At 38.2% G+C, this 26,535-nt stretch carries 26 protein-coding genes and 2 tRNA genes; 14 read left to right on the forward strand and 14 right to left on the reverse strand.

Features of this window, described 5'->3' with window-relative positions:
* From MVE01_RS05795 to truD, 3 genes are all read right to left on the reverse strand, one after another.
* The coding region (locus tag MVE01_RS05795) for a hypothetical protein (protein WP_472561228.1) at nucleotides 1-200 on the reverse strand (200 nt) is incomplete at its 3' end.
* Nucleotides 201-209: 9 nt separating this feature from the next.
* A complete protein-coding gene (locus tag MVE01_RS05800) occupies nucleotides 210-1,976 on the reverse strand; it encodes a M30 family zinc metallopeptidase (RefSeq protein ID WP_472561229.1) in 1,767 nt (588 codons plus the stop codon).
* Between the two features lie 210 nt (nucleotides 1,977-2,186).
* Complete coding sequence (truD, locus tag MVE01_RS05805) at nucleotides 2,187-3,257, reverse strand: tRNA pseudouridine(13) synthase TruD (protein ID WP_472561230.1); 1,071 nt, start codon at nucleotides 3,255-3,257, stop codon at nucleotides 2,187-2,189.
* A 173-nt stretch (nucleotides 3,258-3,430) separates the two neighbouring features.
* Here truD and MVE01_RS05810 point away from each other — a divergent pair, with 173 nt between their 5' ends.
* Both MVE01_RS05810 and MVE01_RS05815 read left to right on the forward strand, forming a co-directional pair.
* Complete coding sequence (locus MVE01_RS05810) at nucleotides 3,431-4,108, forward strand: phosphoglycolate phosphatase (protein WP_472561231.1); 678 nt, start codon at nucleotides 3,431-3,433, stop codon at nucleotides 4,106-4,108.
* A gap of 83 nt (nucleotides 4,109-4,191) precedes the next feature.
* Nucleotides 4,192-5,634, forward strand: coding sequence for an NAD(P)-binding protein (locus MVE01_RS05815; protein ID WP_472561232.1), 1,443 nt, complete (start codon nucleotides 4,192-4,194; stop codon nucleotides 5,632-5,634).
* Here MVE01_RS05815 and MVE01_RS05820 read toward each other — a convergent pair.
* On the reverse strand, nucleotides 5,627-6,448 hold the full coding sequence (locus MVE01_RS05820) for a thiamine-phosphate kinase (RefSeq protein ID WP_472561233.1): 822 nt from the start codon (nucleotides 6,446-6,448) through the stop codon (nucleotides 5,627-5,629). The genes MVE01_RS05815 and MVE01_RS05820 overlap by 8 nt on opposite strands.
* A gap of 150 nt (nucleotides 6,449-6,598) precedes the next feature.
* Here MVE01_RS05820 and MVE01_RS05825 point away from each other — a divergent pair, with 150 nt between their 5' ends.
* The 5 genes from MVE01_RS05825 to MVE01_RS05845 all read left to right on the forward strand — a co-directional run bounded on the left by MVE01_RS05825 (nucleotide 6,599) and on the right by MVE01_RS05845 (nucleotide 12,011).
* The gene (locus MVE01_RS05825; RefSeq protein ID WP_472561234.1) at nucleotides 6,599-7,648 is read left to right on the forward strand and encodes a hypothetical protein; all 1,050 of its coding nucleotides are present in this window, start codon (nucleotides 6,599-6,601) and stop codon (nucleotides 7,646-7,648) included.
* A gap of 171 nt (nucleotides 7,649-7,819) precedes the next feature.
* Nucleotides 7,820-9,535: an FAD-binding protein gene (locus MVE01_RS05830; protein WP_472561235.1), complete on the forward strand. Its 1,716-nt coding sequence runs from the start codon at nucleotides 7,820-7,822 to the stop codon at nucleotides 9,533-9,535.
* Nucleotides 9,536-9,544: 9 nt separating this feature from the next.
* On the forward strand, nucleotides 9,545-10,600 hold the full coding sequence (locus tag MVE01_RS05835) for a succinate dehydrogenase/fumarate reductase iron-sulfur subunit (protein ID WP_472561236.1): 1,056 nt from the start codon (nucleotides 9,545-9,547) through the stop codon (nucleotides 10,598-10,600).
* Between the two features lie 9 nt (nucleotides 10,601-10,609).
* Nucleotides 10,610-11,494 (forward strand): CoB--CoM heterodisulfide reductase iron-sulfur subunit B family protein, encoded by an 885-nt coding sequence (locus MVE01_RS05840; RefSeq protein ID WP_472561237.1) that lies wholly within the window; start codon nucleotides 10,610-10,612, stop codon nucleotides 11,492-11,494.
* A gap of 133 nt (nucleotides 11,495-11,627) precedes the next feature.
* Nucleotides 11,628-12,011, forward strand: coding sequence for a class II SORL domain-containing protein (locus MVE01_RS05845; RefSeq protein ID WP_472561238.1), 384 nt, complete (start codon nucleotides 11,628-11,630; stop codon nucleotides 12,009-12,011).
* 72 nt (nucleotides 12,012-12,083) lie between these two features.
* Here the strand turns inward: MVE01_RS05845 and MVE01_RS05850 are convergent, their stop codons facing one another.
* The gene (locus MVE01_RS05850; RefSeq protein ID WP_472561239.1) at nucleotides 12,084-12,242 is read right to left on the reverse strand and encodes a hypothetical protein; all 159 of its coding nucleotides are present in this window, start codon (nucleotides 12,240-12,242) and stop codon (nucleotides 12,084-12,086) included.
* A 64-nt stretch (nucleotides 12,243-12,306) separates the two neighbouring features.
* Between MVE01_RS05850 and MVE01_RS05855 the strand changes: the two genes are divergently transcribed.
* The 5 genes from MVE01_RS05855 to MVE01_RS05875 all read left to right on the forward strand — a co-directional run bounded on the left by MVE01_RS05855 (nucleotide 12,307) and on the right by MVE01_RS05875 (nucleotide 18,257).
* Nucleotides 12,307-13,662: a hypothetical protein gene (locus tag MVE01_RS05855; RefSeq protein WP_472561240.1), complete on the forward strand. Its 1,356-nt coding sequence runs from the start codon at nucleotides 12,307-12,309 to the stop codon at nucleotides 13,660-13,662.
* Nucleotides 13,663-14,472, forward strand: coding sequence for a hypothetical protein (locus MVE01_RS05860; protein WP_472561241.1), 810 nt, complete (start codon nucleotides 13,663-13,665; stop codon nucleotides 14,470-14,472).
* Nucleotides 14,473-14,500: 28 nt separating this feature from the next.
* A complete protein-coding gene (locus MVE01_RS05865) occupies nucleotides 14,501-15,688 on the forward strand; it encodes a S41 family peptidase (protein ID WP_472561242.1) in 1,188 nt (395 codons plus the stop codon).
* A gap of 24 nt (nucleotides 15,689-15,712) precedes the next feature.
* Nucleotides 15,713-16,384: a uracil-DNA glycosylase gene (locus MVE01_RS05870; protein ID WP_472561243.1), complete on the forward strand. Its 672-nt coding sequence runs from the start codon at nucleotides 15,713-15,715 to the stop codon at nucleotides 16,382-16,384.
* A 70-nt stretch (nucleotides 16,385-16,454) separates the two neighbouring features.
* Entirely contained in the window at nucleotides 16,455-18,257 is a 1,803-nt protein-coding gene (locus MVE01_RS05875; RefSeq protein ID WP_472561244.1) for a sensor domain-containing diguanylate cyclase, read from the forward strand.
* Nucleotides 18,258-18,289: 32 nt separating this feature from the next.
* Here the strand turns inward: MVE01_RS05875 and acs are convergent, their stop codons facing one another.
* Nucleotides 18,290-20,239, reverse strand: coding sequence for an acetate--CoA ligase (gene acs, locus MVE01_RS05880; RefSeq protein WP_472561245.1), 1,950 nt, complete (start codon nucleotides 20,237-20,239; stop codon nucleotides 18,290-18,292).
* 118 nt (nucleotides 20,240-20,357) lie between these two features.
* Nucleotides 20,358-21,392, reverse strand: coding sequence for a bifunctional 3,4-dihydroxy-2-butanone 4-phosphate synthase/GTP cyclohydrolase II (locus MVE01_RS05885; RefSeq protein ID WP_472561246.1), 1,035 nt, complete (start codon nucleotides 21,390-21,392; stop codon nucleotides 20,358-20,360).
* 151 nt (nucleotides 21,393-21,543) lie between these two features.
* On the opposite strand from MVE01_RS05885, the gene MVE01_RS05890 reads away from it, so the two are divergent.
* Both MVE01_RS05890 and MVE01_RS05895 read left to right on the forward strand, forming a co-directional pair.
* Nucleotides 21,544-21,618, forward strand: a tRNA-Gln gene (locus MVE01_RS05890).
* A gap of 78 nt (nucleotides 21,619-21,696) precedes the next feature.
* Nucleotides 21,697-21,773 (forward strand) — tRNA-Met (locus MVE01_RS05895).
* Between the two features lie 3 nt (nucleotides 21,774-21,776).
* Here MVE01_RS05895 and MVE01_RS05900 read toward each other — a convergent pair.
* From MVE01_RS05900 to MVE01_RS05930, 7 genes are read right to left on the reverse strand one after another with little or no spacing between them, the layout of a single operon-like run.
* A complete protein-coding gene (locus MVE01_RS05900; protein WP_472561247.1) occupies nucleotides 21,777-22,013 on the reverse strand; it encodes a hypothetical protein in 237 nt (78 codons plus the stop codon).
* Nucleotides 22,003-22,935: a hypothetical protein gene (locus MVE01_RS05905; protein WP_472561248.1), complete on the reverse strand. Its 933-nt coding sequence runs from the start codon at nucleotides 22,933-22,935 to the stop codon at nucleotides 22,003-22,005. Before MVE01_RS05905 ends, MVE01_RS05900 begins: the two co-directional genes overlap by 11 nt.
* Nucleotides 22,936-22,951: 16 nt before the next feature.
* Nucleotides 22,952-23,527 carry a replication endonuclease gene (locus tag MVE01_RS05910; protein WP_472561249.1) on the reverse strand — a complete coding sequence of 192 codons (576 nt, stop codon included), beginning with the start codon at nucleotides 23,525-23,527 and terminating at the stop codon, nucleotides 22,952-22,954.
* A 1-nt stretch (nucleotide 23,528) separates the two neighbouring features.
* Nucleotides 23,529-23,747 (reverse strand): hypothetical protein, encoded by a 219-nt coding sequence (locus MVE01_RS05915; protein ID WP_472561250.1) that lies wholly within the window; start codon nucleotides 23,745-23,747, stop codon nucleotides 23,529-23,531.
* A 22-nt stretch (nucleotides 23,748-23,769) separates the two neighbouring features.
* Nucleotides 23,770-24,969, reverse strand: a complete 1,200-nt coding sequence (locus MVE01_RS05920) for a type II secretion system protein GspD (RefSeq protein WP_472561251.1) — start codon at nucleotides 24,967-24,969, stop codon at nucleotides 23,770-23,772.
* A complete protein-coding gene (locus MVE01_RS05925; protein WP_472561252.1) occupies nucleotides 24,938-26,152 on the reverse strand; it encodes a zonular occludens toxin domain-containing protein in 1,215 nt (404 codons plus the stop codon). Before MVE01_RS05925 ends, MVE01_RS05920 begins: the two co-directional genes overlap by 32 nt.
* Entirely contained in the window at nucleotides 26,152-26,529 is a 378-nt protein-coding gene (locus tag MVE01_RS05930) for a hypothetical protein (RefSeq protein WP_472561253.1), read from the reverse strand. Before MVE01_RS05930 ends, MVE01_RS05925 begins: the two co-directional genes overlap by 1 nt.
* Nucleotides 26,530-26,535: the final 6 nt, after the last annotated feature.

A 26,535-nucleotide genomic window follows, 5' to 3' on the forward strand; every position in this document is an offset into this window, starting at 1 on the left:
TTTTGTCTTTTTCCAAGGTTAAATGTTTTTGCATTCTGTATCTTGTAACTCTTATGACTTTTTTGATCTTCGATAACCAGATAGCTATGCGGAGCAGAGCCTTTTACATAAAGCCCTCCTTCAAGTTCCAGATCACCGTTTTGTGTGCATCCCATGAGTGCTCCAAGTGTTAATATGTATACTATGATCTTTTTCTTCATTATTCATCCTTATTTGGCAATAAGCGTAGCTTCTGTTGTACCGTTAAGCGTAAGATCAATCGTTACTGTACCTGTTAGATTCTCATCTACTTTATAATAGTAGTTTCCTTGAGCTTGTACTGTTCCTGCACTTGTTTTAATATTTGGCTGAGGATCATAGTTAAAGAAATTAATAGAGCCAAGGTCATATGTACTCTGATTGTATGTATCTTCTGTGAAATCACCTGTATTGTATGTTGGTAAATCTTGTGCCAGATTATCATTATCTGAAAGCATGACTGCAATACCCCATTCTGTAAGCAGGTCATCAAATGTTTTATTTTCTGCTCCAGGATACTTATGTATAGCATCCATAATGGCATCTTCATGCTCTTTATTATTATGGACAATATCATGCAACACTTTGGCACCACCATAGTTACGTGTTAAAAAAGTACCAAAAGCATTTACTTTAGAGTAATCTGCCAAAGAATTATACCATGCTGTTAAAGAGAGTGTATTATTTTCATTGAAAAGAGGGTATCTTCCTTTTGTGTTACCACTGTTACCGGCACTTCCGTCAGTATCTACAACACCTCTTGGTCCAGTATGGTGAATCTTCGTTGCAACAAGATCTTCTGTTGTCTCAGAGAGCATCTCATTGATCCATGTATCATCTGAGGCATCTAGTAAAACCGTTTTTTGATAGAAGTGGATCATATGCTGAAACTCATGTGCCAGCGTTGAGTACATCTCTTTTTGCCAAAAGTCCCCATTATCCGTATTGGCAAACATAACGGCATCAGCATAGAACATGATCCTTTCATTTGATCCACTTTCATTTGATTGTTTATAATTATCTTTTGCGTGAAAGTATCCTACAATTCCACCTGATGGACTGTTGTCATTACCTATATCTGTAAGGAGAATTGTTATTTCATCATTTGATCCTATAAGATAGCTGTCTTTTGAAGAAGCCTCACTTCCCCACTCTTCTCCAAAAATATTGGTGACCCAGTCATAGATGTCATTATCTGAACCTACTTTTAAAAAGTTATCTGCCAATTCATCTACCATTGTCTGTGTTACACATCTTGATTTTCCACATCCGGTACCAAAGCTGTCATCAGAAACCCAAACATTAAGTGTTTTATTACCAAAATCCGTAGGAACATTTGAAACTACTTTTTTCAATGTTGCCCTTGTTGTTGCTCCATTTGAAGATTCATCCATATAAAAAGTTTCTGAATCTCCTACACTTTTATTTGATTTGGGAGTTACTGCTATTTGTTTTTCTTGATAATCATTGGTTTCATTTCTTTGAATGAATGTCTGCAATTTAGAATTAAACTTTTGTATATATGCTGGCGCATGAAGGATTTTTGCTTGCTTAACAAGTGGCGTAGACATCAGTCTTTTATTTTCCTGAACTGATATTACTTTTGCATTATGCGTGATCGTTGGGTATGCATTATGATTTTTATCATAGTTGCTTAAAAGCACATAGAGACTTTTAGGTTTATTTCCTATATTTACAGTTACATGAATACTATCTTTTCCCAGACTTTCAACTTGATTGTCCTTAGTAATAGTTATAGTTTTTGAGGATGTAGTTGTACCTTCATCTTCTGTGTTGTTACTTCCACCACTGCTACCTCCAGATGTACTATCTGGATTTGATGATATAGGTGTACCACTATTTCCACTTGCAGGAGCAGAACTACCACCCCCTCCTCCACAGCCAATGAGCACAACTGATGCAGCAACTATAGAGAGATATTTAAATTGTAAACGCATTAAGATCCTTTGTTAAAAAGTAGTATCAAATCAAGAAAGTGTATTGAATAATTGTGAGCAAATCATGTATTCAACTACAGGCAACCGAAAATATCTCTAAAGATAATCGGTTTTCTTTACTTACCTCACGGAATGCTCAGCTTTTTCTGTATTGATCTTATCATTATAGTCAAAAAATATAAGAAAAAAGTCAAAAACATAAAACTTTTCTTAAAATGCATTCTCTCCGCAAAGCACATCGAGTACATTGGTCGCATAAGAACCTTTTGGAAGCGTAAAACTCAGCTCATAGTGTGCTTTCTCTTCTATGTAGTTTTTCTTTATTTCTGTAACCTGTATCCAGGCATAGCGTCTGGCTCCGTAGAGTTTCATCTCTTCATCGAACTGTGCTTCAAAAAGCCTTGCCGCTCCTGCTGCCCTTTTGGTCTTATTCCCCGGAATGAGCCCTGTAGGAGCGATGTCTTTAGTTTCAAATCGTTCCGCCTCTTTTGCCAATTCTTCCACTTCAAAAAGCCGTCCGTAAGGGTAGTGCATCATCAGGTCACCTTCCAAAAGTTTAAAGAAATTTGGCTGCTCTTTTGTACCTTTTAAAGAGCCTTTGGGCAGTTTCAAGACCTGTTCTGTCTCCTCTTCGCTGAACTTTTCGAGTAAAAGACTCAATTCCATACGTTTACAGAGCCATTGGTTGTAGAGGTAACTCTGGTAGGACCCCATAAGAAACTCACGGGTCTTCCTGTCACGCATTTTCAGTGTTCCTTCTATGAGCTTTTTGCCATCTATCCAGTTGTCACCGTTGTTTCCAAAACGCTGATGACCAAAATAGTTTGGTACTCCATTGGCTTTGATCCATTTTAACACAGAGTCAAGTTTGTCTTTTTGCACACCCAGTACTTTTTTCAGGCGTATGTTGAAACGGTTCCCTTTCAAGTGTCCTACACGTATTTTGTTGTTATGGCGTGTGGTCTCCAGTATCTTTATATTCTCATGGGAAAAAGTACCGAGTTTCTCTTCAAGCTTGGCAGGAAGTGAAATGTACTGTATCGTCATGGCATATTTGTCTTTAAGACCGGCATATCCGATGTCACGGCGTCTAAGCCCTATGTGGTTGGAAATGGCATCAAGCATCTCCCAGGTGGTCATCTCTTTTTTACGTACCTTGAGTACAAGGTGTTCCCCCTCACCTGTAAATTCATAAAGTGGGATCTCTTCGACAGTAAAGTCACGAGCAGAGGAGTTAAAGACGAATTCGTTTTTGACATTGAGTGGGTAAATGAGTTTCATATTTTACAACTTTTTGATTAAATGGTTTTTTTCCTTCACGGATCGCTTCGTTCACAACGTTACTCTTCCGCATTTACAAATATGAAACTGTTCATATTTGCTAAAAAATTCTCATATTTTACCCAAAATCTGTATAATCACTGGAAATAATAAAAATAATTTTAGGACAGACCTTGAAATTTAATCATAAAACAGCCATACATTTCGACCTTGACGGTACACTCATCGACAGTGTACCTGACTTGGCATTGGCGGTCAATGAGATGCTTCAGGCATTAGAAAAAGAGATTTTCAGTGAAGATATTATCCGTTACTGGGTAGGTAACGGTGCTCAAACTCTGGTAAAACGTGCCCTGCTTGGCAAAAGAGAGATTGAGAACGAGACTATAGATGAAGCAGACTTCAAAGAGGCTCACCGCATCTTTTTAAATGCGTATGCCGATCACCTCTGTGAAGCAACACGCCCCTACCCACATGTTATAGAGACATTGCAGGCACTCAAAGACAAAGGCTACCGCCTGAGTATCATCACAAACAAGCCTTTGCAGTTCGTTGAACCCATTCTTCGGGGACTTGGATTGAATGATCTTTTTGAAACCTGTCTGGGTGGTGATTCACTGAAACAGAAAAAACCTGATCCTATGCCGTTGCTGCATGCATGTAGAGAGATGGACACAAGCGTAGGATCATCCCTCATGATAGGTGATTCCAGAAACGATATTCTGGCTGCCAATGCCTGTGGTATGCAAAGTATTGGTGTTACATATGGATATAATTACGGAGAAGATATCGGAGTATATAAACCTGATTTGATAATAGATGACTTTGGAGAACTGTTAAAGTTCCTGTAGGGTGTTGTCCCCTGACAACACCTTTTATCGGGTATTTATTTTGGTGTTGTAAGGGTACAACACCCTACATGAAAGGAAAGATATTGTCTAACAAACAAACAAAAATAGCTATAGTTGGCGGTGGTATCGCAGGCAGTACTGCTGCGTTACTGCTCTCGCAGACCGATGTAGAGATAACCCTCTTTGAAAAGGCACCAAGTCTGGTCAGCGGTCCGCCCTTTTGTCACTTGCATGCCGGAGGGAACCTCTATCCTGAGATCTCCGATGAACAGTGCCTTACTCTCCTAAAACAATCCATTGACTTTGCCAGACTGTACCCGCATGGGGTTGATCACCGTCCAACGGTCATTGCCCTGCCTGAGTATTGCAGCAGACGAACCAAACATCTGCTGCCACGTCTGCAGAAGTTACAGGCATACTATAAAGCATTGATCGAAGAAGATATGAAGAACAAGGTATTTGGTGATCCCTCTGTTTATTTTAAACTTTATGAGCGTGCTCAAATAGAAGCACTTAAAGACAAGGAGCCCGTTACCATTCCAAAAACCCTTGATGAATGGATGATTCCATTTGCAAAAGAAACCGATCTGGAGAAGATACAGTTTCCGGTTATTTTGGTACAGGAATACGGACTTAACCTCTTTCGTATAGGTGCGAGGCTTATGCTCTCTCTTGATGCACATCCTTCTGTCAATCTGAGACTATCAACGACTGTTACACAGATAGAAAAAGAAGAGGCTCAATGGATACTCCATTCAAACACTCAAAACAGAGACCGGACAGAAAATTTTGACTACCTGATCAATGCTGCAGGCTACCAGACAGGAAAAATTGATGATATGGTCAATGTATCATGCCAGAGAATGGTTGAGTTCAAAGCTGCCTATGTCAGCCAATGGGCGCATGAATCCACACATCTCTGGCCGGAGATCATCTTCCAGGGAGAGCGCGGTACCCCTCGGGGAATGGGTCAGTTCACTCCTTATCCGCATGGGTATTTCCAACTGCACGGTATGACCAAAAACATTACACTTTATGAAGGAGGACTGGTTGCGAACACGGCTTTGAGCTGTCAGCCCAAACTGCCGCAGAATTTCATAGAAAAAATAGAAAACAGTTGGTCTTGGGAAGAGACCGTGGAACGCACAGAAAAAGCAATCGAACATCTCGCACGATTCATTCCCTCATTTACTACGGCAAAAGTAGGCGCAAAACCACTCTTTGGGGCACAACAGATCCCTGGTACCGACCCTACTCTGCGTGTAGCCGAAGTTGCCTTTCCACGATCCCGTTATGCACGCTGTGAGATCGTCAAAGTCTCCTCCACCATCGACATGTCCCATGCTATTCTTGATGATCTGATCAGACAGGGGCTGACAAAAGCTTCTGTATATAACACTATGGCACTTGAAACTATGCAGAAAATAAAGGAAGAGAACATAACAAAACAAGCAGAAGTGCTTTGTCAAATGAGAGAATATCCCAAAGCATTGGCACACCGATGCGTACCGGAAATATCTAATTGAAGTGGTGGCTCAGGCAGGTAAAACGCTCCCTGTTTTTAGCCACTTTTGCAAAGACAGTCAGCGGTGTTCCTGTTTCTTTTGCTATCTTTTCCAAAGTTTCCAGATATTTGGGATCAAAACCAACCAGCATCTCATATTCTTCTCCGCTAAGCCCTTCCCTATCGCTTACAGGCGCCAGAGAGGCAAATCCATATTTATTAATATCTAATAGCTTGTTCGTGTCACAGTAGAGTCCGTCAGAGATATCCATACCTGCATGAAGTAACGGCCTTGATTTTGTGATGAATTGGGCTCTTAGTCGAGGTTCAAAAAAACGTGAATCAGAAGCGATCTTTTCACCTCTGTAAAGTGCATCAAGATCACGTTTGCTTTCGCCCAGTATTCCCGTATAGGCAAGGAGGTCACCTTCTTTTAATCCTTTTCTTAAAAGAGGGTTGTCACTCTTGGAAATAATAGTAATGGAAATATGCAGTTTATCTCCGCCTATGGTATCACCGCCTATGATCTCACAATCAAACTCTTTTGCGGTAGATTCCATACTTTTGGTTAATTCATCTATTTCATTCTTGGTCATCTCTTTGGGAATCGAGACCGTGACAAGGGCAAACTGCGGCTTGGCATTCATAGCAATGGCATCAGAGATATTGACAAGCATTGCTTTTCGCCCTATTTGTGCCACAGACATCCACGTACGTTTAAAATGTACATCTTCAAAGAAAGCATCCATACTATAGAGAGTATCCCCTATCACAGCAGCATCATCACCAATATACTTTGAACTTAGTTTGCTGATAAGGTAATGTTCTTTGTCCATACTTTTTCTTTTATTCCATATTAGATTGGCAAAATTGTAACATACTTTGGAGGATTTTGAGCAGAATTTTTTTATTCATAGCGAATTAAGAGTGTATTGTCGATATAATCATTGTTATTACCGCACCAAGTATAATCATAAGGAAAAACCATGCAGCATACATTAAATATAAGAGTATTTTTCTTTAATGCCAAAACAGACTATTTGCCATATTACAAGAACTTTACCATGACACTGAATGAAGATGACAGAATTCAAACAATGTTGGGTGAGATCAAAAAGCAGAATAAAGATTTTGCCTATCCTTCTGAAAAATTGATCTTAAAACTCAACGATCTTGTAGTTGACGGCAATGAAACCATAGGAAATGTTGTAAAAAAACTGGGAACTTCCCTACAGATTGATCCTGTACTCTCTTACCGTTCAAACCACTGTCTCATCATCAATGATGAAGACTTTATGAAAAGCTATGCACTCCTGGCACCTTACGCAACAGAGGATGACGAAGCCTATTATAAATCACTCTATGCAACACATTATTCATCTGAGACCTTTAGATTTTCACATGACTACATTGGGGATGCCGTACTGCTTTTGGCTCATAGAATAATAGAGAACGGTTCAGAACACAAAGAGGCTGTTTTAAAAGCTGTCTCTGACCCCTATGACGGTCTTGTTGCCTGCGAGTATGAAAACAACCTTTTTCATGCCCGGAACCATACTTCAGTCATAGACGCATTGAACAGTATGGTTACGCATCCAGACAGGAGCAGTTTTTTAGATAAGATAGCAACAAAACTTTCTAAAAAAGCACTTTGCTACTTTAATAAAGAGTCAATTGAGGGTGTACACATTGCTTGTTATGCAGGGTATACCGGCATATTGGATCATGTACATGAAAAGATCATAGAAAATCATGCAAAAGTGATCCGTTTTTCAAGAGAGGGAAAAGGCTGTGGTCGTTCACTGATAGGGAAACAGGATAATCTTGCCTACCTGAAAGCAGCCACAACACTTTTAGGGGCATTAGATGCCGGTGCAGAACTTCTGGTTGTTGCTGACATTGATGATCTTGCAATGTTCAAGAGGCATTTTGCTTCTATACAAAAACGTATTGGAAGAGAGATTCCTCTTCCTCTTATTTCTTATGAAACTTTTCTTGATCTTTGCGAACAAAGTATTAAAACGGCAGCAGTTTAAAATAATTCTAACTTATTATATCTATTAGCTTATATTTTATCCTCTTTTAAGGGGGTGAAAATGTGTAACACCTCCCTCATTCTTTTGCCTTATATCCTCTTTTATTAATCAAACTTATACCAAACTGAAGCTATAATGAAGCCAAATCGTACAACAAAGGACATAGCAACTATGAGTATTAAAATCTATGAATACGATGCTGTCATTGTCGGTTCGGGATTGGCAGGGCTGGCAGCAGCCAAAGAGCTGACCGAAGCGGGAAAAAAGACAGCAGTCATAACGAAACTTCATCCTCTCAGAAGCCACTCCGGTGCAGCACAGGGCGGGATCAATGCCGCACTTGGAGCTGAAGACTCTACAGAACTTCATGAGTTCGATACAGTAAAAGGTTCTGACTATTTAGCAGATCAGGACTGTGTAGAGCTTATGTGTACCAAAGCACCTGAGACTATTCGCTGGGCAGAACAGATGGGATGTGTCTTCTCTCGTAAAGAAAATGGTGATATTGCCATAAGACCATTTGGAGGGCAGAGCAAACCCAGAGCCTGTTATGCAAAAGACAGAACCGGTCTTGCCCTCCTTCAGGCGATCTACGAGCAGGCATTTCGTGCAGGTGTAGAGATCTTCGATGAATGGTATGCTGCTGATCTGCTTTATGAAGATGGAAAGGTCTCTGGTGTTGCTGCATACGACATACGTAATTCACAACCGGCGATCTTCAATGCAAAAGTAACTATGTTCGCAACAGGTGGTCATGCCAGAGCCTACCGCTTTAACTCCAATGCCCATGCCAATACGGGGGATTCACTCTCTATCGTAGCACGTCACGGTCTTCCGCTGGAAGATATGGAATTCGTACAGTTTCACCCAAGCGGACTTGGAGGTTCAGGAGTACTCATCTCTGAAGCAGCCCGTGGAGAAGGTGGACGTCTGTTCAACTCCAAAGGTGAGCGTTTCATGGAAAAGTATGCACCCAATGCTATGGAGCTTGCATCACGTGATGTGGTAAGTCGTGCTATCATGGAAGAAGTGCGTCAGGGACGTGGTGTAGGAAAAGACGGACAGTCTGTCAATCTTGACCTGACACACCTTCCAAAAGAGATCATTCTCGAGAGACTGCCGGAGCTTAGAGAACTTGCCATTGCCTTCCAGGGGCAGGATATGCTCAAAGAGCCTATCCATATCTCTGCTACAGCACACTACTCAATGGGTGGGATCCCGACAAATATCAACTGTCAGGTAAGAAAAAATCCTGAAGAGTTGGTAGAAGGCTTTTATGCTGCGGGTGAATGTTCCTGTGTCTCTGTACATGGTGCAAACCGCCTTGGAGCAAACTCCGTACTTGAAGCCCTGCTCTTCGGTCGCCATGCCGGAGAAAATATGGTAAAAGCACTGGATGAAGGTATTACCCTTCGAAAAGCACAAGAGACAGATGCTGACAATATGCTGGAAGAAGTAAATAGACTCAAAACCTCTAACGGTATGGAAAGCGTCCCCGTACTCAGAGCAGAACTTCAGGCAGGAATGACGGCAGATGCAGGTGTCTTTAGAAGCAAAGAGTCTCTTGAAAGACAACTCAAACTCATAGACAAATTGCTTAAAAAGTTTAACAATATCCGTATTGATGACAAATCAAAAACATTTAACACAGACTTGCAGGAAGCCATTGAGCTTGGGCATATGCTTGAGTTCAGTAAATTTATTGTTGTAGGTGCACTTGAACGTGAAGAGAGCCGTGGCGGTCACTACAGAGAAGACTTCCCTACCAGAGATGATGAAAAGTTCCTGAAACATACCTATGCCTATATGGATAAAGATTTCAACATTACTACCGAATGGGGTGATGTTGTTCTTGGTAAGTTTGAACCAATGGAAAGAAAGTATTAGGAGAAGATGATGAGTACACATACTGAAAAAACTGTAGATGACTATAAAGCATTTGATACTGATGAGCTTGACACTTTTCAGCCTACACGTAAAGTTACATTAAAAACATTCAGATTCAATGCTGAAACAGACTATCTTCCTTATTACAAAAAGTATGAAATGGAAGTAGGGAAAGATGAACTTGTTCTCGACCTTCTCAATCGTATTAAATGGGAACACGACGGAAGCTTCTCTTACAGACGTTCATGCAGGCACGGTATCTGCGGTGCCTGCGGCATCAAAGTCAATGGTAAAGCCACCCTTGCATGTAAGCAGAATGCTATGGAGCTCATTAAACTTTTTGGTGATGAACTGCTCATTGAACCGCAAAGCAAAAAGCGTGCAGTAAAAGATATGATCATCGATAAAAAAGATTTTTGGGACAAACATGCAGCTGTAACACCCTATGTGGTAAGAGATGTACCTGCACGTCCAGAACATGAGACACAGATGAGTCCAAAGCAGGAGCATATGTTCCTTGATGCCGATCTCTGTATCCAATGTGGTGCCTGCCACTATTCATGTCCTGCTCTGGAAGCAAACCCTGAATACTTTGGTCCGGCAGCATTGACAGCGGCATACAGATTTTCTATTGACCCAAGAGATGAGTTCAGTAACGAAAGACTTAAAACAGTAGGAGAGATGGGACAAGGTGTCTGGGACTGTGTCAAATGTTTCGAATGTACAGAAGCCTGTCCAAAAGACATCAACCCTATGGAGAAGATCACAAAACTTCACAATATGCAGTTTGAGCGCGGTGTGGCTGTCAGCAATGTGGCTACACGTCACGCAGAAGGATTCCTCAGAGGTATGAAAAAATACGGTTATCTTGATGAAGCAGATATCGTAACCTACTCAGAGGGTTATTTGGGCATGTATAAACATCTCGGTGCAGCAATAAAAATGATGCGATCAGGCAAGATCCATTGGCATTCAGGTATTCCGTTCATTGACAGTGTCCCTAAGATAAAGAATCTGGATGAAGTCCAAAAACTGATTCAAATATCACAAACGAATAAGCTATAAGGAGAGAAGATGAGCACATTAAAATATGCACTATTTACAGGATGTACGGCAAAACAGTCTACACCCGAACTACTCTCGTCTACTCTTGCAGTAGCTGAGAAACTTGGCATTGAGATCACGATACTGGAAGAAGCAAGCTGCTGCGGTGCCAGTCATCTGCAGGACTTTGATGAGTTTTTGGCACATGTACTCAATGCACGTAATATTTGTTATGCGGAAAAGCTTGGTATGACGATGATCACTATTTGTAATACATGTCAGCTTAACTCTGCCATGACCAAACATGCACTCGATACTGACCCAGAACTAAAAGCACGTGTTAATGAAAAATTGGCAGAAGTTGGGCTTGAATATAAAGGAACAAGTGAAGTAAAACATTTCCTTTACTGTCTAATAGATGAATATGGTCTTGAAAACATTAAAAATCAGGTACAGGTGCCGCTTAGCCACCTGAACATTGCACCATTCTACGGATGTCACAACATTAGACCATCTGAGTTACACGGTACATCCAATGGCAATGAAAATCCATATGCCCCTACTTCACTTGATCAACTCATTGATGCACTTGAAGGACATCCTGTAGACTACGACCACAAAAACAAATGTTGTGGTTTCCATGTAGAACTTCAAGCTAACCATACTTCTGAGGTCTTGGCAGGAAATGCCATGGTAGATGCCATTGATAACAATGCTGACATCATGGTGACCCCTTGTCCTCTTTGTCACCTGAAAATGGATACCTATCAGGATGATGTAGGTAAAGTGATCGGCAGAGATATTGAATTACCGGTACTGCACATGCCTCAAATGGTTGCACTGGCACTTGGCTGCTCTGAAAAAGAGATAGGTCTGAACTTCCACGTACGTAAAGCTACACATCTTACTGCATAAGTTCTGAAACTGTAGGATCTCTTTGATCCTACACAGATACTTCCAATATTTTATTAAATGAGATAAAAAAACTCCTATTTAACTTTTTTTATGCTATAATTGTTCCATTCAAATTAAATAAAAGGATTTAAACATGCCAAAAATCAATAAATACGTAGACATATCAGAAGTAGAGAGAGAAGCAAAAAAAGACCTTATCGACAGACATTCACCTTTCATTCACTGTGCGGACACTGCTGTTGCAGGTGAGCCGTTTGAAGTAACAGTAAAAATGGGTAACGAATACACACACCCGGATGATTATGATCACTTCATTGAGTCCGTAACACTGTTTAACGGTGAAACAAAACTTGCTGAAGCTGTCTATGTTCCCGGTGCACTCGGAAACACTAAAGCACACAATACAACGACATTTACCATTATTCCAACAGGCAAGAAACTTAACCTTGTAGCACATGGTTACTGTACAAAACACGGTATCTGGGAAGGTACAGCTGTTGAAGTAACAGTTAACTAATCAAAGAAGAAGGGGTGAGAAAACCTCTACCTCTTAATAGAACCCTCTGAATGTCTAGATTATTCAGAGGATTCAATAATCTATTCCCTCTTCAGGAAGCCCCTGCTTCTCATAATCTAGCTTCTCTTTTTTACACCCTTGGGTTTTTGATTCACAATATTTGTTATAAGCTGTTTTTGCAAGTACCAGTAGCAGTACAAGAACAATAAAAATTAAAAATGATTTCTTCATACCCTAACTATAGCAAAATATTTTTAGATATAATAATACAATCAATATTTGGGGAGTCGTTTACATGGAAAACATCATCGCATTTATCATGCAGCATCAGATCGAGACAATATTGCTTGTTTTTGGCATTATTTTATTGGCATTTTTTATTACACACTGGCCGGAAGTAAAATTTTGGTGGCTTAACTTCACCTATAATTTTCCAATTTTCGGGAAAATATCAACTTTAGCAAAAGATATAGAAGGATTTGATGAAAATCACAAGTGGTTCTATTCGGAGGAGAGACTCTGTCGTGACTATTATAATTTTTACGAAAAAGTAGATAAGGACTCCGAGAGTTTTGATGAAGCCAAAGCCTATCTGCATGCCGCAGGTGAACTCGGACGCAAACCTACCCCTACATTTATCTGGATCATGATCTTTATTCTTGTCATTGTAGAGGCATTTGGATTTGCCTATGTTCTGGCAGGGTTCACCATTCCCGGTGCTTCTGAAGCCACGCAGCAGAAGGGTGCAGTAGGTGTAGCAGCAATGCTTGCCATTTTACTGGTATGGCTTACACACCTGACAGGACAGGAACTGCATAAAAATACACTTATCAAAAAAATACGCCGCTGGTATAAAAATGACAATGCTGGAGGAAGCAACTGGAGAGACCTTAAACCTGATGAACAACTCATTACTATAGACAATACTTTTAATGACGAGAAATCCCCCAACTATATTCGTATGCTCAACCGTCTGGATGTGAATGATAAAGTCAAAGCAACCTATATAAAAACGATCCTGACCCTCATATTTATCTTTGCTGTTGCCATTGGAGCGACCTATATCAGACATCAGGTACTTACACAGGAGATAGCCTCTTCACATGAGGCTGCTATGAATATCTTTAATGATGATGCCTCTCCGTTTGGCAGTACAGATGCATCTGGTGATGATGAGATCGGTGCGCTCTTTGGGGATGATGATACAAAAGGTGCAGAGGATGACCTGGCATCACTTTTTGGCGACGGTAACAAGGCTGCAACTTCAAACACCAAGAAACAGAGCAACGCATCTATAGAGGATGAGACCAACCAAAAAGGCGGTGATGCTACCTTTGTTATATTGGGTCTGCTCTTTGTATTTATTCAGATACTGGGGATTTTCTTTGGTATGCATTATGATTATGCGGGGCGTGAGTCCAAAGAGGCCTATGAGTGCCTCAGAGGATTTGCAACAAAAAAAGCTTTCCTTTCATTCTATGAAAAGGCTAAAACACATATTGCAAGGGTTGCACAAAAACAGCTTCAAAAACTACAGCATAAAATGAACATTATCAATGACAATTCAGGAACAGATGCGGAAACCACCGCTATTTTGAGGAACAATAAAGACAGAACGTTTAAACAATACCTTTCATTTGAGGATAAATAGATGAAGAAACTACTACTTCTACTCATGACATTAAGTGCCCTGCTCCTGGCAAGAAATGATGTGCCAAGCTGCTATGATGCACTGAAAATCGATGGACCCAAAGGTGCTGCAGAAAAAGAACTTTTCATATTGGTTGACCAAACGACACAACTTGATAAAAATATGATGATCTATACCTATAAAAACATGATGAAGTTCATGAAAAACAGCTACAGGGTGACTATTGCATCATTTTCAGCCAATGCCAACGGGAAATATACCGATGTAGCCTACTCGGGAAAGCTTGAGGCTCTGCTTCCAAACAGTGCAAAGCATGAGATCGCCAAGAAAAAACTGCGCAAATACCAGGGCTGTATGAACAGTCAGTACAGGTACGCAAAGAAAAAAGCGACCAAAGCTCTGGTACATGTCCTTAAAGGAGCCAATAAAAAACTTCCTCACTCTGACATCATTAAATCACTCAACGATATTGCAAAATATATTATCAAACCTTCACAGAGTCATGAAAAAGTAGTACTTTTGGTCTCTGATATGATGGAACACTCCTCCATTACCTCTTTTTACACCAAAGGAAAACTTAAAAAAGTAAATACGGACAAAGAGATGAAAAAAGTCAAAAAGAGCGGATATATGACAGATTTCGATGGTGCAAAAGTCTATGTGATCGGTGCAGGTATGGTAGGAAAAAACAGTTACAGAGATTCTAAAACACTTAAAGCGCTTACAAAGTTCTGGGAAGCGTATTTTGCTGCAAGCAATGCACAGTTGAAAGCTATAGGTACACCGATGCTGTTGGAGGATCTCAATTGAGCTTCCGGCAGCGTAAAGGAATTCTTGTATGACAAATAGATTTCTCTTCACATTTATTCTTCTCCTCTCTGCACTTTTCAACTCCTGTGGTTCCAACTCACATTCAGATGGAAGCTTGCAACTCTTTTCTTCACAGGAAAAACAGTTTGTACACACACTTTTTTTAACAGAATACCTCTGGTATGACAAAGTGGCATCAAACGTAGATTATACGTTGTTTACAGAACCACAGAAGATGATAGACGGACTTAGAGTAAATCCTCCTGACAGATGGAGCTTTTTTATGACTGCTCAGCAATATGAGGATTTTGCAAATCAAAAAACAGTTGGTTTCGGCTTTGGATTTACTGCTGATCTTCAGATCTTTCTCGTACGCATTGGCTCTCCTGCATATGGCAAACTACAACGTGGAGACAAGATCATTCAACTTAATGGAGAAGACGCAAGCAGTCCTCTTATTCAAGAGTCCAGTCAAAGAGTTAATAACGCGACTACTTTTACTGTACTTAGAAACGGTAATATGATAGATGTTACGATTACACCAAGGGAGTACAGTTTTAAAGTTTCTTTGGGAAAGATCATACTGCAAGGTAGTAAAAAAGTCGGATATCTTCGATATGACGCTTTTACAGAGAGTTCCGTAGCTGAATTTGAAACAATTTTTACCACCTTCCACAATCAACATATTGATGAACTTGTGATCGACCTACGGTATAATGGCGGAGGTTCTCTTGCTGCGACAAGCAGCCTTATGGACAATATTATCAGCAACCATCCCGGAGAAAGGCAGATGTACCTGGACTGGAATGCAAACTATAAAAGCAGAAATACAAAGTATACTTTTGAGGATGCAGACTTACAGGATGGTAATGAACTTACTATGCAGCGTGTTGTTTTTCTTGTAACAAAAAACTCCGCCTCAGCCAGTGAAGCACTCATTAATGCACTTAAACCCTATTTGGGTGAGGCAAATGTTATTACTATCGGGGAAGAGACACATGGGAAGCCTGTAGGTATGTCCGGTCGCACTTTTGGTAAAAACTACTATTTCCTCATCAACTTTTTTGTAAAAAACAATGTTGAAAAAACAACTTCTTTTGACGGTATACCTGTTACATGTAAAGCCAAAGACAATATGGATCATATCATGGGTGACACAAATGAAAGTATGCTTTCTACTGCACTCTATTACCTTCAAAACAGTAGCTGTCCATAAGATGCATAGGAGTATAATACTCCTATGAAAAACCTCAAAAATGCACTTCTGCTTAAACAGCTTTATCAACTCAAACAACTCGGTTTCAACTATACATCTGTATTTCCCTATAAAGAAGAAGAATCCAACCTTCTACTTCCTAATACACTTGAAAAACTGAAAAAGCAGGCATTGGAATGCCATCTGTGTGAACTGAGCAAAAGCCGTACGCATGTTGTGTTTGGAGAAGGTGATCCGCACGCAGCATTGATGTTTGTAGGAGAAGCACCGGGAAGTAGTGAAGACAGTATGGGTAAACCTTTTGTAGGACGTTCCGGAGAACTGTTGACAAAAATGATAGAGAATGTACTACATCTAAAAAGAGAGAATGTCTATATTGCAAATATAGTCAAATGCCGTCCACCAAATAATCGCACCCCTACCCCGATAGAAGCACATACCTGTCAGCCCTATCTGTTAAAGCAGATCGAACTTATTAAACCTAAACTCATTGTGGCTTTGGGAGCTACTGCATATCATTATTTAACAGAAGATGAAACACCTATTTCCAAGATCAGAGGCATCCTGCAGCAACAGGAGAATTACACTATTATACCAACATATCATCCCAGTTATCTATTAAGAAATCCTTCTGCAAAAAAAGAAGTTTTTGATGATCTGCTTAAAGTAGCGGTGCTGATGAAAAGCAAACTATAAAATTTTTTGATATAATTAATATATAACTCTATATTATTTAGAGTATAGAAGGAGTAGAAAGGAGTCTTGAATGTATCGTCATTTATATATATTTGTAATTCTAATGACTCTTGCTCCCTTTAGTGCCTTTGCTTCACCACAGATCACTTTGGAAGATAATATATCTTCCTATACCGATTTTAATGTAGAATATTTAAAAGAAGCTACGGAGCAGTCACTGGGAATAGAACAAATATCAAAAATACCATTTAGTAAAACGATCAATAATAAATTTGCATTCGGATATAAAAACAATCATTTCTGGTTCCATTTCTCTGTTTATAATAATTCAATTGAACCAAAAGATATGATAGTAGAATTTACGGAGCAATTTCACAAGATCACAGATATGTATATCATTGGCGACCCGATCATACATAAAAAAAATGGCTTGGCTGTACCTCTGAAAGAGCGTGAGATCAAAACATCAAACCCCGCTTTTTCATTACATTTATCTGCCTATGAACACAAAGAGATATATATCCATATACAGACTATTTATAGTCTTTTTGGTGCTATTCAGTTAAAAACATCTGAACAATTCTACCGTGACAACCAAAGCAGAACTGACGAATATATTTTCTATTTTGGTGCTATGCTGGGTATTGCACTCTATAATCTTTTTATATTCTTTTATTTACGCGCGAGAGTCTACCTCTACTATGTCGGATATGTCTTTGTATTTATACTTTGGACAGCGTTATATAAAGGTTTTTTACTCCCATATATCGACATAAAAGTATATAACCTGTTACAGGTAAGCATACCGATATTTTTTATCTTTCTGATACTCTTTACCCAAAGTATTTTAAAAACAAAAAAGCAGTTCCCAATAATACATAAAATACTAAACAGTTCTATTATTGTATCAGGTATCAGTCTTGTATGGATGCTGATCTCTATGCATACCGGATTTTTATTTATGAATCTCATTTCAACGATCATGATCCCCCTTTTACTGATACTGAGTTTTTGGGCAGCCTATAAAAATAAAACCGTTGCCAAGGTATATCTTATTGCACTTTCTATCTTTATCTTGGGTATGAGTATTATCAGTTTACTTGCTCTTGGGTTACTTCCCTACAGCATACTCCTTAGTAATGCACCTATTATTGCTTCTTCTTTTGAGATCATCCTCTTCTCATTTCTGCTTGCCTATCGTATCAATTTGCTAAGCCAAAAATCGTTTGCAGCCAAAAGAGCATTGGTCAAACAACAGAAAAGTGAACATAAACGTTTGTTTCATGAAGTTGCTGAAAAAACTGTTGCTTTAAATCGGGCAAATAGAAGACTTCAGGAAGAACTTGAAGCAAAAAAAGTGTTGGAAAAGAAATTAAAGTATCAGGCATCTACTGATCCCCTAACGGGTATCATGAACAGACGGGCCTTTATGGATATTTTTGATAAGGAAATGAAAAATGCGAGACTAAGGAAGATAAATCTCTCTTGTCTTATTATCGATATAGACCACTTTAAAAAAGTAAATGATTCCTATGGGCATCATATTGGAGACAAGGTCATACGTATCATTGCCGAGAAAATGGCTCAGCATACACGATCTATGGATAAGATCGGAAGAATAGGAGGAGAAGAGTTTGCCATACTCATGCCCAATACAGAAGCTAGAACAGCCTATCAAATAGCTGATCGGCTTAGGGGATATATCGAAAAAGATGAATTGACATTTGAAAATAAGACAATCAAAATTACTGTGAGTATAGGCTTGACTCACCGAAAAGATGGAGAAGCAGATACGCAAATTGTTCTACAACGGGCAGACAGTGCCCTTTATGAAGCCAAAAGAAATGGTCGTAATCGCGTCTGTTATCTTTAAGAGCACAATCAAATAATTGGTGCCTGTTAGAATTATGCCTCTCTTGCTTTACTGATGATCGCTTCTACAATAGAAGGATCCTCAAGCGTTGATATGTCCTGAGTAATCGCCTCGCCTTTGGCAATAGAACGTAAAATTCTTCTCATGATCTTACCCGAACGCGTTTTAGGAAGTCCCGGTACTTCTATAACATGATCCGCTTTAGCAATATTCCCGATCTCTTCAGCAAGTAACTGATTGATATGATTTTTGATATCTGCATTAATATGCCCCTCTTTTAGAACAACATAGACAAAAATGGATTCACCTTTAATAGGATGTGGTTTCCCGACTACAGCAACCTCTGCTACAGAAGGGTCATCTTTAACTGCTGCTTCTATCTCAGCTGTTCCCATACGGTGCCCGGAGACATTAATAACATCATCTACACGTCCTGTAATGGTAATGTATCCATCTTCATCCAGTACAGCACCATCACCGGAAAAGTAGACTGCTTTACCCTCTTTTACAGCATCACCAAAGTAGGATTTTTTATAACGCTCAGGGTCACCCCAGATCGTACGAATCATGCTTGGCCACGGTTTGGTGATACAAAGCAGTCCCGTTTCGCCAACCTCTTTGGGTGTACCGTCGGGGTCAAGGATCTCCGCCATGATTCCCGGCAGTGCAAATGTTGCACATCCCGGCTTAATAGGTGTAGCCCCCGGAAGCGGAGAGATCATATGTCCACCGGTTTCTGTCTGCCACCAGGTATCGACAATAGCACATTTGGAATTACCAACCACTTCATAATACCACATCCACGCAGGAGGATCAATAGGTTCACCCACGGTTCCCAGTACTTTCAAGCTGGACAGATCATATTTCTTAGGCTCATCTTCACCCATTTTGTGCAATACACGTATAGCTGTAGGTGCCGTGTAGAACTGTGTGACCTTATGATCCTGCACCATTTTCCAGGCACGTCCTGCATCAGGGTATGTTGGAACACCTTCAAACATCAGTGTAGTTGTACCTGCTGCAAGCGGTCCATAGACAATATACGTATGTCCTGTGATCCAACCAATATCAGCAGTACACCAGAAAACATCCTCACCTTTCACATCAAATACCCATTCCATGGTCATTTGTGCCCAAAGAATGTATCCTGCGCCACTATGCTGTACTCCTTTAGGTTTTCCTGTGGATCCGGAGGTATAGAGTAGAAAAAGTGGATCTTCACTGTCCATCTCTTCAAAAGGACAGACATCTGGCTGTGCAGTGATCAGTTCATTATAATTATGATCTCTACCATCTACCCAGTTGATCTCTTCATTGTTTCTTTTAACCACAAGTACACCTTCAACACTGCCAACTCCCTGTTCGAGTGCAGTATCAACCACTTGTTTAAGCATATAAGGCTTACCTTTTCTGTAGGCACCATCAGCTGTAATGACGATCTTCGCCTTGGCATCTTCAATACGGTCTTTCAATGCTTCAGCGGAAAATCCACCAAAGACGATAGAGTGGATCGCTCCTATTCTTGCGCAGGCGAGCATGGCATATGCTGCTTCAGGGATCATTGGCATATAGAGTACGACTCTGTCACCTTTTATAATACCAAACTCATTTTTAAGCAGGTTTGCCATCTTATTCACACGCCTGGAGAGTTGTGCATAGGTAATGTGCTCCACATCCCCTCTGTCCCCTTCAAAAAGAATGGCTGTTTTGTCTGCTTTGTCGGCAAGATGTCTGTCGATACACTGATTGGAGACATTGAGCTTACCGTTAGTAAACCATTTATAGAATGGTGCATTACTTTCATCAAGCACCTTATCATACGGTGTCAACCAATCTATCTTTTCATCAGCAAAGCCTTTCCAAAAACCTTCATAGTCTTCTATTGCCCTGTTTTGTAACTCCCAGTAAGCATCCATACTGGGGATAGCCGCATTTTTTGCGAACTCAGGATTTGGGTTAAAAATTTGTTTTTTATGACTCATTATGTTCCTTTGTAGATATATTAATTAAAATAAGTTTAACATATTTTAATAGAGAAAGAAAGAAAAAGAAAAAGAGTATTTTAAATGGGAGTATTTTAGTCCTATTTGTTACATCTTGCTAAACAATCTCAACCTTTTCCACCACATCAAGCCCAAACCCGGCAAGTCCTATAAATGCTGTCTCTTTATTGGTAGTAAGCAAATTGATATTTTTTATACCAAGGTCTTTAAGTATCTGTGCTCCTACACCAAATTCTTTGGCCTGTTCGTGGGAGATCACTTTTGTATCAAGAAAAATAAGTACTCCACCATTTTGTTTGAGGTAATCTATGGAGTTATTTAATGCATTGAAACGTTTATCATCCAGTACCAGATCTATATCTGTCCCAATATTATGAAACTTTACATTGGCAGTTTCATGTGCCTTGTAGAACTGTATGACCGTATGTGTTCTTTTCAAATGATCCTCATAAATGATCTTTTCTACTTTTATACCTCTAAGTTCACTCTCCTCTTCCGCAATGCGTTTCACCAGTTTTTCATTGGCTAAACGATATTCAACGATATCTGAAATATAGACAATAGGCATATCATGTTTTTTTGAGAAGCGTTCAAGATCATCCATACGTGCCATCTTCCCATCATCTTTGATGATCTCACAGATCACACCTGCAGGAGCAAGACCGGCAAGCTTACAGAGATCAACAGAACCTTCTGTATGTCCGGTACGCACCAGTACACCACCATCTTTTGCAATAAGCGGGAAAATATGTCCCGGACGTACAAAATCATCTGCTACGCTCAAAGGGTTTGCCAACTTAGAGATGCAATCATCTCTCTCAGCTGCGGAAATACCTGTTGTAGCGTTTGCAGAATCTATTGAAACAGTAAACGCAGTTTCATGATTGGAAACATTATTTGCCACCATGGGCATGAGGTCAAGTTTAGTAGCCGTCTCTTTGGTAATAGGTGTACAAATAAGCCCTCTTGCCTCCTTAGCCATAAAGTTTACCATATCAGGTGTAGAAAAAGTAGCTGCATACACAAGATCACCCTCATTTTCGCGGTCTTCATCATCCATCATAATGACCATTTTCCCTCTTTTGATCTCTTCTATGGCTTTTTCTACTCTTTGTATCGCTTCTGTTGACATGAACAATCCCTCAAATTTTATCTATATAATTGTATTATACCTTCTGTGACTTCAAAAATACAAATTTTTTATTTTTTTTAAAAAAGCTCTTGACAAGTAAGAATTTTGGTGATATAATGCCGTCCACATAAGCAATATGACTTATGAATGTTGGGGTATCGCCAAGCGGTAAGGCACTAGTTTTTGGTACTGGTATTCGGGGGTTCGAATCCCTCTACCCCATCCATTTTTAGATTTAAGTTTGAATATATTTATTCAAGCTATAATCGCACTCCAATAACTCTTCTGAGTTATAAATTCCTGTCGCGGGATAGAGCAGTTTGGTAGCTCGTCGGGCTCATAACCCGAAGGTCGGAAGTTCAAATCTTCCTCCCGCAACCAATTTTAAATAAAATCAAAAGATAACTGCAAAAAATCGCTAGATTCAAAACAATCTGATTCAACTTCAATAACATTATCATTTATATGATTATTTAAATCACTAATCAGCCTAGAAACATTCAAATTCCTATCTGAAACATTGATACCTTTCAACCTTTTAATTCTATCCTCAACCCAATATTTACGAAGTATATTAGGTTTACTACTCAATATTTCAGGCAAAGCACTATCACCAATCATTTAACACCCCCGATGCATATAAATTAACATTAACAAAATCTTCAGACAACAAACCTCTATTAACCATTTCATTATGCAAATAAACCCAGCGTTGAGGATTATCTACATCAAAATCAAAATTATAATAAGCATTAAACAAAGACTGATCACTTAAAGTAGGAGATTTATGTGAAAAATAATCACCAAACAAAAGATAATCATTAATAACAGAAAGACTAAATTCCAAATCAGAAGTAACTCCAGATTCAATAAAAAAATCGTCAACAGAACCAAAACTGAAAAAGGTACCATCATCATATGATCTTGAAATATAATAACTGTATTCTTTATGAGGTGTATATATCTCATAGCGATCAAGTATATTGAATGTAGGCGGTTTAAGATCAGCAAATATTGTAAAATTCAAAGAACGTAATCTAATTTTTTTAATATGAAACTCTTTGCTACCATAGGTAGAAATAATACAACCTGCATTAGAAAGTATAAAATAACCATTATCATGCGTGATCGTTCTACCCATTCCGTCATTAAATTTAAAATAATTATTCAACCTATCCATTTTCAAATTACCGTCTAACTTGATACTGGTAAGATAATACCAATCATCTTCAAGCAAAGAAGATTTATGATAAATATCCTGACTTACTAAAGTATGAGTAGATATAATCCTAGGTATTTTGTTATGAACATACCAAGCCTGAAGATAATCTATCTCATTACCCTCAATCAAGTTTCTAAATGATTTTAGAATGTATTTAAGAATATAAGCCGCTGCACTTCTGATCTGTGTTTGAAAACCAAACGTTTCATACATTTTTTTACCGTCTATATCACAAACATAATGACCGTTACGTCTATGCTTACCAGTAGTATTTTTATAAGTGATCTTCCTATGGTTACGAGGTGCAGGAAAGAAACGCATAAATTCCCTATAAAGCCTAGGTACATACTTGCACAGGAAGATACATAAGTATATGAAAATGAGGTACACCGTCCTTATGAGGTTCAGTAACTCTGATAGAGGTATAAATATGACCAGCTTTTTTAATGGCTCTCAATGTTTCACACTTATAAAATCTATGTAACTGATACCCAAGTATTTTATATATGTCCTTAGGAGTCAAAGTACTGTGTTTATCCATATAGTCCAAATAAAAACCATTACGTTTATTGTTTGGAATATGTTTCAAATATTTTTCACGCAGATCGTCAGTCCATTCTGAATAATCCCCCCGCATCATACGTCTAAAAAAACCATCAGCAGTAACTGTTAAAAAGACCGGTACCAGATCAAGCCCTAAAGAAGTAGATACAAAAGTATCAACTTTATTCAAAATACGAGGATAAAACCTCTCTGACAGATTCGCAGAGTAGGAAACATCAAGTAAAGTCTTAACTTTATTATCTTCACCTATAAAAGTTTGTGATTCCATATACTTTTTTTGTTTAGCGATCTTCCACTGAACATTTAATAAGTCTTGTTCAGTTAATCCGTATGTTTCCATGTTTGACATATTATTCCTCCACTATAGAAGCAGAAGCACAATCCAAACCACAAACAAAAACATAAAGAGGAAAATCGTAAAACTCTATAAAAATAGCCTCATTAAAATTACCACAAGTAATAAAATCAAAATCATTATCTTCAGCAAACTTCTCAAAAGACCAAAACTGTTCAATATCGAAAATAGAACCAGTATAATAAACTTGAGTAGGCATTTGTTCCTCTTGCATTAATTCCCTATAATCATTCATCTTAAAGTACCTCCACTAAAATATTTATATTTTGCATATCATTCTGAACCTTTTTCTTTTTAAAAAGTTCACCAATAAAAGGAAGATCACCTAAAATAGGTACACCGTCCTTTTGAATGATCTGCGAAGTTTTTTTAAGACCAGTAAGCAACACAGGCTTACCCTTATAAACCTTTAAAGAATTCTTATAAGATATTTTTTGAGTAACAGGAGTTTGATTATCAGGAGGAGTAAGCAACTCCTCAGAAATCAGATTAAGATCAAGATAAACCCAATTATCTTTTATTTTTGGAAGTATAGAAAGCTTAAATCCTACATCTCTGTATTTTAACTGATCCGTAGTTGTCTCTACATTCTCTTTTCTGGTAACTGAAGAAACCTTATAAGAGATATTCTTAACATAGTCAACATTCGCTTTAATACCATTGGTAACAAGCAGGGTAGGCTCTTGATTTATCTTTGCCAAACCCCTACCCTGCAAAGCAAACAAAGAGAAAGACAAAGAAGCACTATCTTTAATATTGAACCTTTGGGAATTACCACTTTTTAAAGCGGACAAAATACCGTCAATCTGTGAAGAAAAATCATAATTAAAAGCTCTTATATTTGAACCGTAAGAAAGAAGTTTTGATCGGTTCGTAGTAAAAAGAGTAATTCTAATAGTACGGCTTATGACTGTATTATCACAAGAAAGAAGCATACGTCTAATCTTTTGATGCATAGCCTTAGTAGAACGATAAGCAATCATATCAGATTGTTTAAGATAAGTAAATTTAATAGATTCTTTAAACTCATCTGTAAAAATAGACATCACCCTGACCACATCCTGATTAGTAATATTCTTGATCCGATAGGAATAATAATAAACCTTTTGATTATCAGGAATCACAGGAAGCTCAGGAACCGTAACAGGTTCCGTCACGTAATTATCTTTACGGATAATATAACCACTACCTTTAGGTTCAAAAAACATATTATTTTGATCTAATACAGATTGTAAAAACTCAAAAATATCACCCTTTTTAAGTTTCTTACTAAAATCAAAATCAACAATATAATCAGATTTGACCAAAGAACGATCAACAACTATTGATTTACCAATATCATCACTAGCTAATTTAACCAGATCAGAAAAAGAAATATCTTCCGCAGATGCAAAAGAAACCAAACTAAGGAATAAGATTAAAATCTTTATTTTCATAATTAACACTCCTACTTTGAAATAGCTCTAAGAATGAAGAACTTACTAAAAGATACACTTTTGAAAGCCCCAAAGATGACTTGACAATATCCTGCCTTATCAACTTTGAGCGAGTACCCTCTAATAAACTCTTTAAATCACGGATATTTACACGAACACCCTCTTTAACATTTGAACACATATTTTTAATACAGATCAAAGAAATATAATGTAAATCAGTCATATCAACAAACTGTTTATTTTTATGCAAAGAAACATGACTGGAAGAAGAACGGACATTATTATGTTTTACAGAAGAAACTGTTTTACTAACATGTTTTTTTTCAACAGAATCAGGAGTAAACAACTCTTTACGCACAAAGTAAAAAATACCAACAACCAAAATCAAACCTGCAAAAGAACCAATCAACCAAGGCAAAATAACGTTTTTAGTACGAACGCGATCACCACTTTGATAAAGATCAAAAATCTTTTTATCTTTTTTTAATTTAATCGTAGCGACTTCATTTGTTTTATAATAAGGAATTTTAATGTAATGTTTATATTTAAATTTAGTACCAAGAATACGAGAAGAAGGAATAGCATCCAAGAAATATTCAATATCTTTTAAATACGAGGAATGAACCTTATCATAATGTTGTGCAAGTAAAATAACATCCATACACAAATGACGATGATATGATTCCCACCATAAAAGAACAGGATCAGCAGGAGCAGATTTACCAGTTGTACGATCAATAGAAGGAAAATGATTTTGACATTCATCAATAATAAAAAGTGACGGTTTATATTTTGGTTCTGAATATATAGGACTGAAAGTATTCAAAAGATACTGAACAAACGAAGAGTAAGATTCTCTTTTTTTCTTTTTATCCAAATAAGACACATAATCAGAATTTAACTCAATAAAACCAATTTCAAGAAGATATTCAATAATAGGTTCGTCAATAACATTAGATGCAGAACCATCACCAAGCATTGCAATTTGATTATCATAAATCTCTTTACATTGAGAAACGATATTAAAAAGCCTATTAAAGTTCAAAGCTACAACATTATCATGAAACTTCAAACCATTAATATTGCATTCAACAGAAAAGTACTTATCTTTATTTTTAGAAAGATAATCTACAGCATAGAAACTTTTTCCTGATCCTGGTTTACCTGTTATTAGAATAAACATTAATTAATTACCCTAAAAACAGATTCCCTAACATAATTAGTAAGACCATAAATAAAAAGATGAATTTGAGCACCAGACCAAAGTAATAAAAGTCCAGTAGCAGCAACCAAAAAAGAACCAATAGCCTGATCCACACCCAAAGCATGAAGAAAATAATAAAGACAAGACATAACCTCACCACCACCAGTACCAGTACCAGAGCTTAAATAAGAATCAAGACTATGAACAGAATTAGTAACAACAGTCCAAAGACTAATAGCAAGATTGCCCAAAGTAACACCAAGACCAGCAATATATGCCATATAACCAAGATAATAAAAAAGCTTTGCAAAAAACTTCGCAGCTGCAACAAGATCAATAGTAGGTAATCCAAACATAATAAC

Source organism: Sulfurovum sp., from assembly GCA_026990595.1.
GTDB lineage: Bacteria > Campylobacterota > Campylobacteria > Campylobacterales > Sulfurovaceae > Sulfurovum.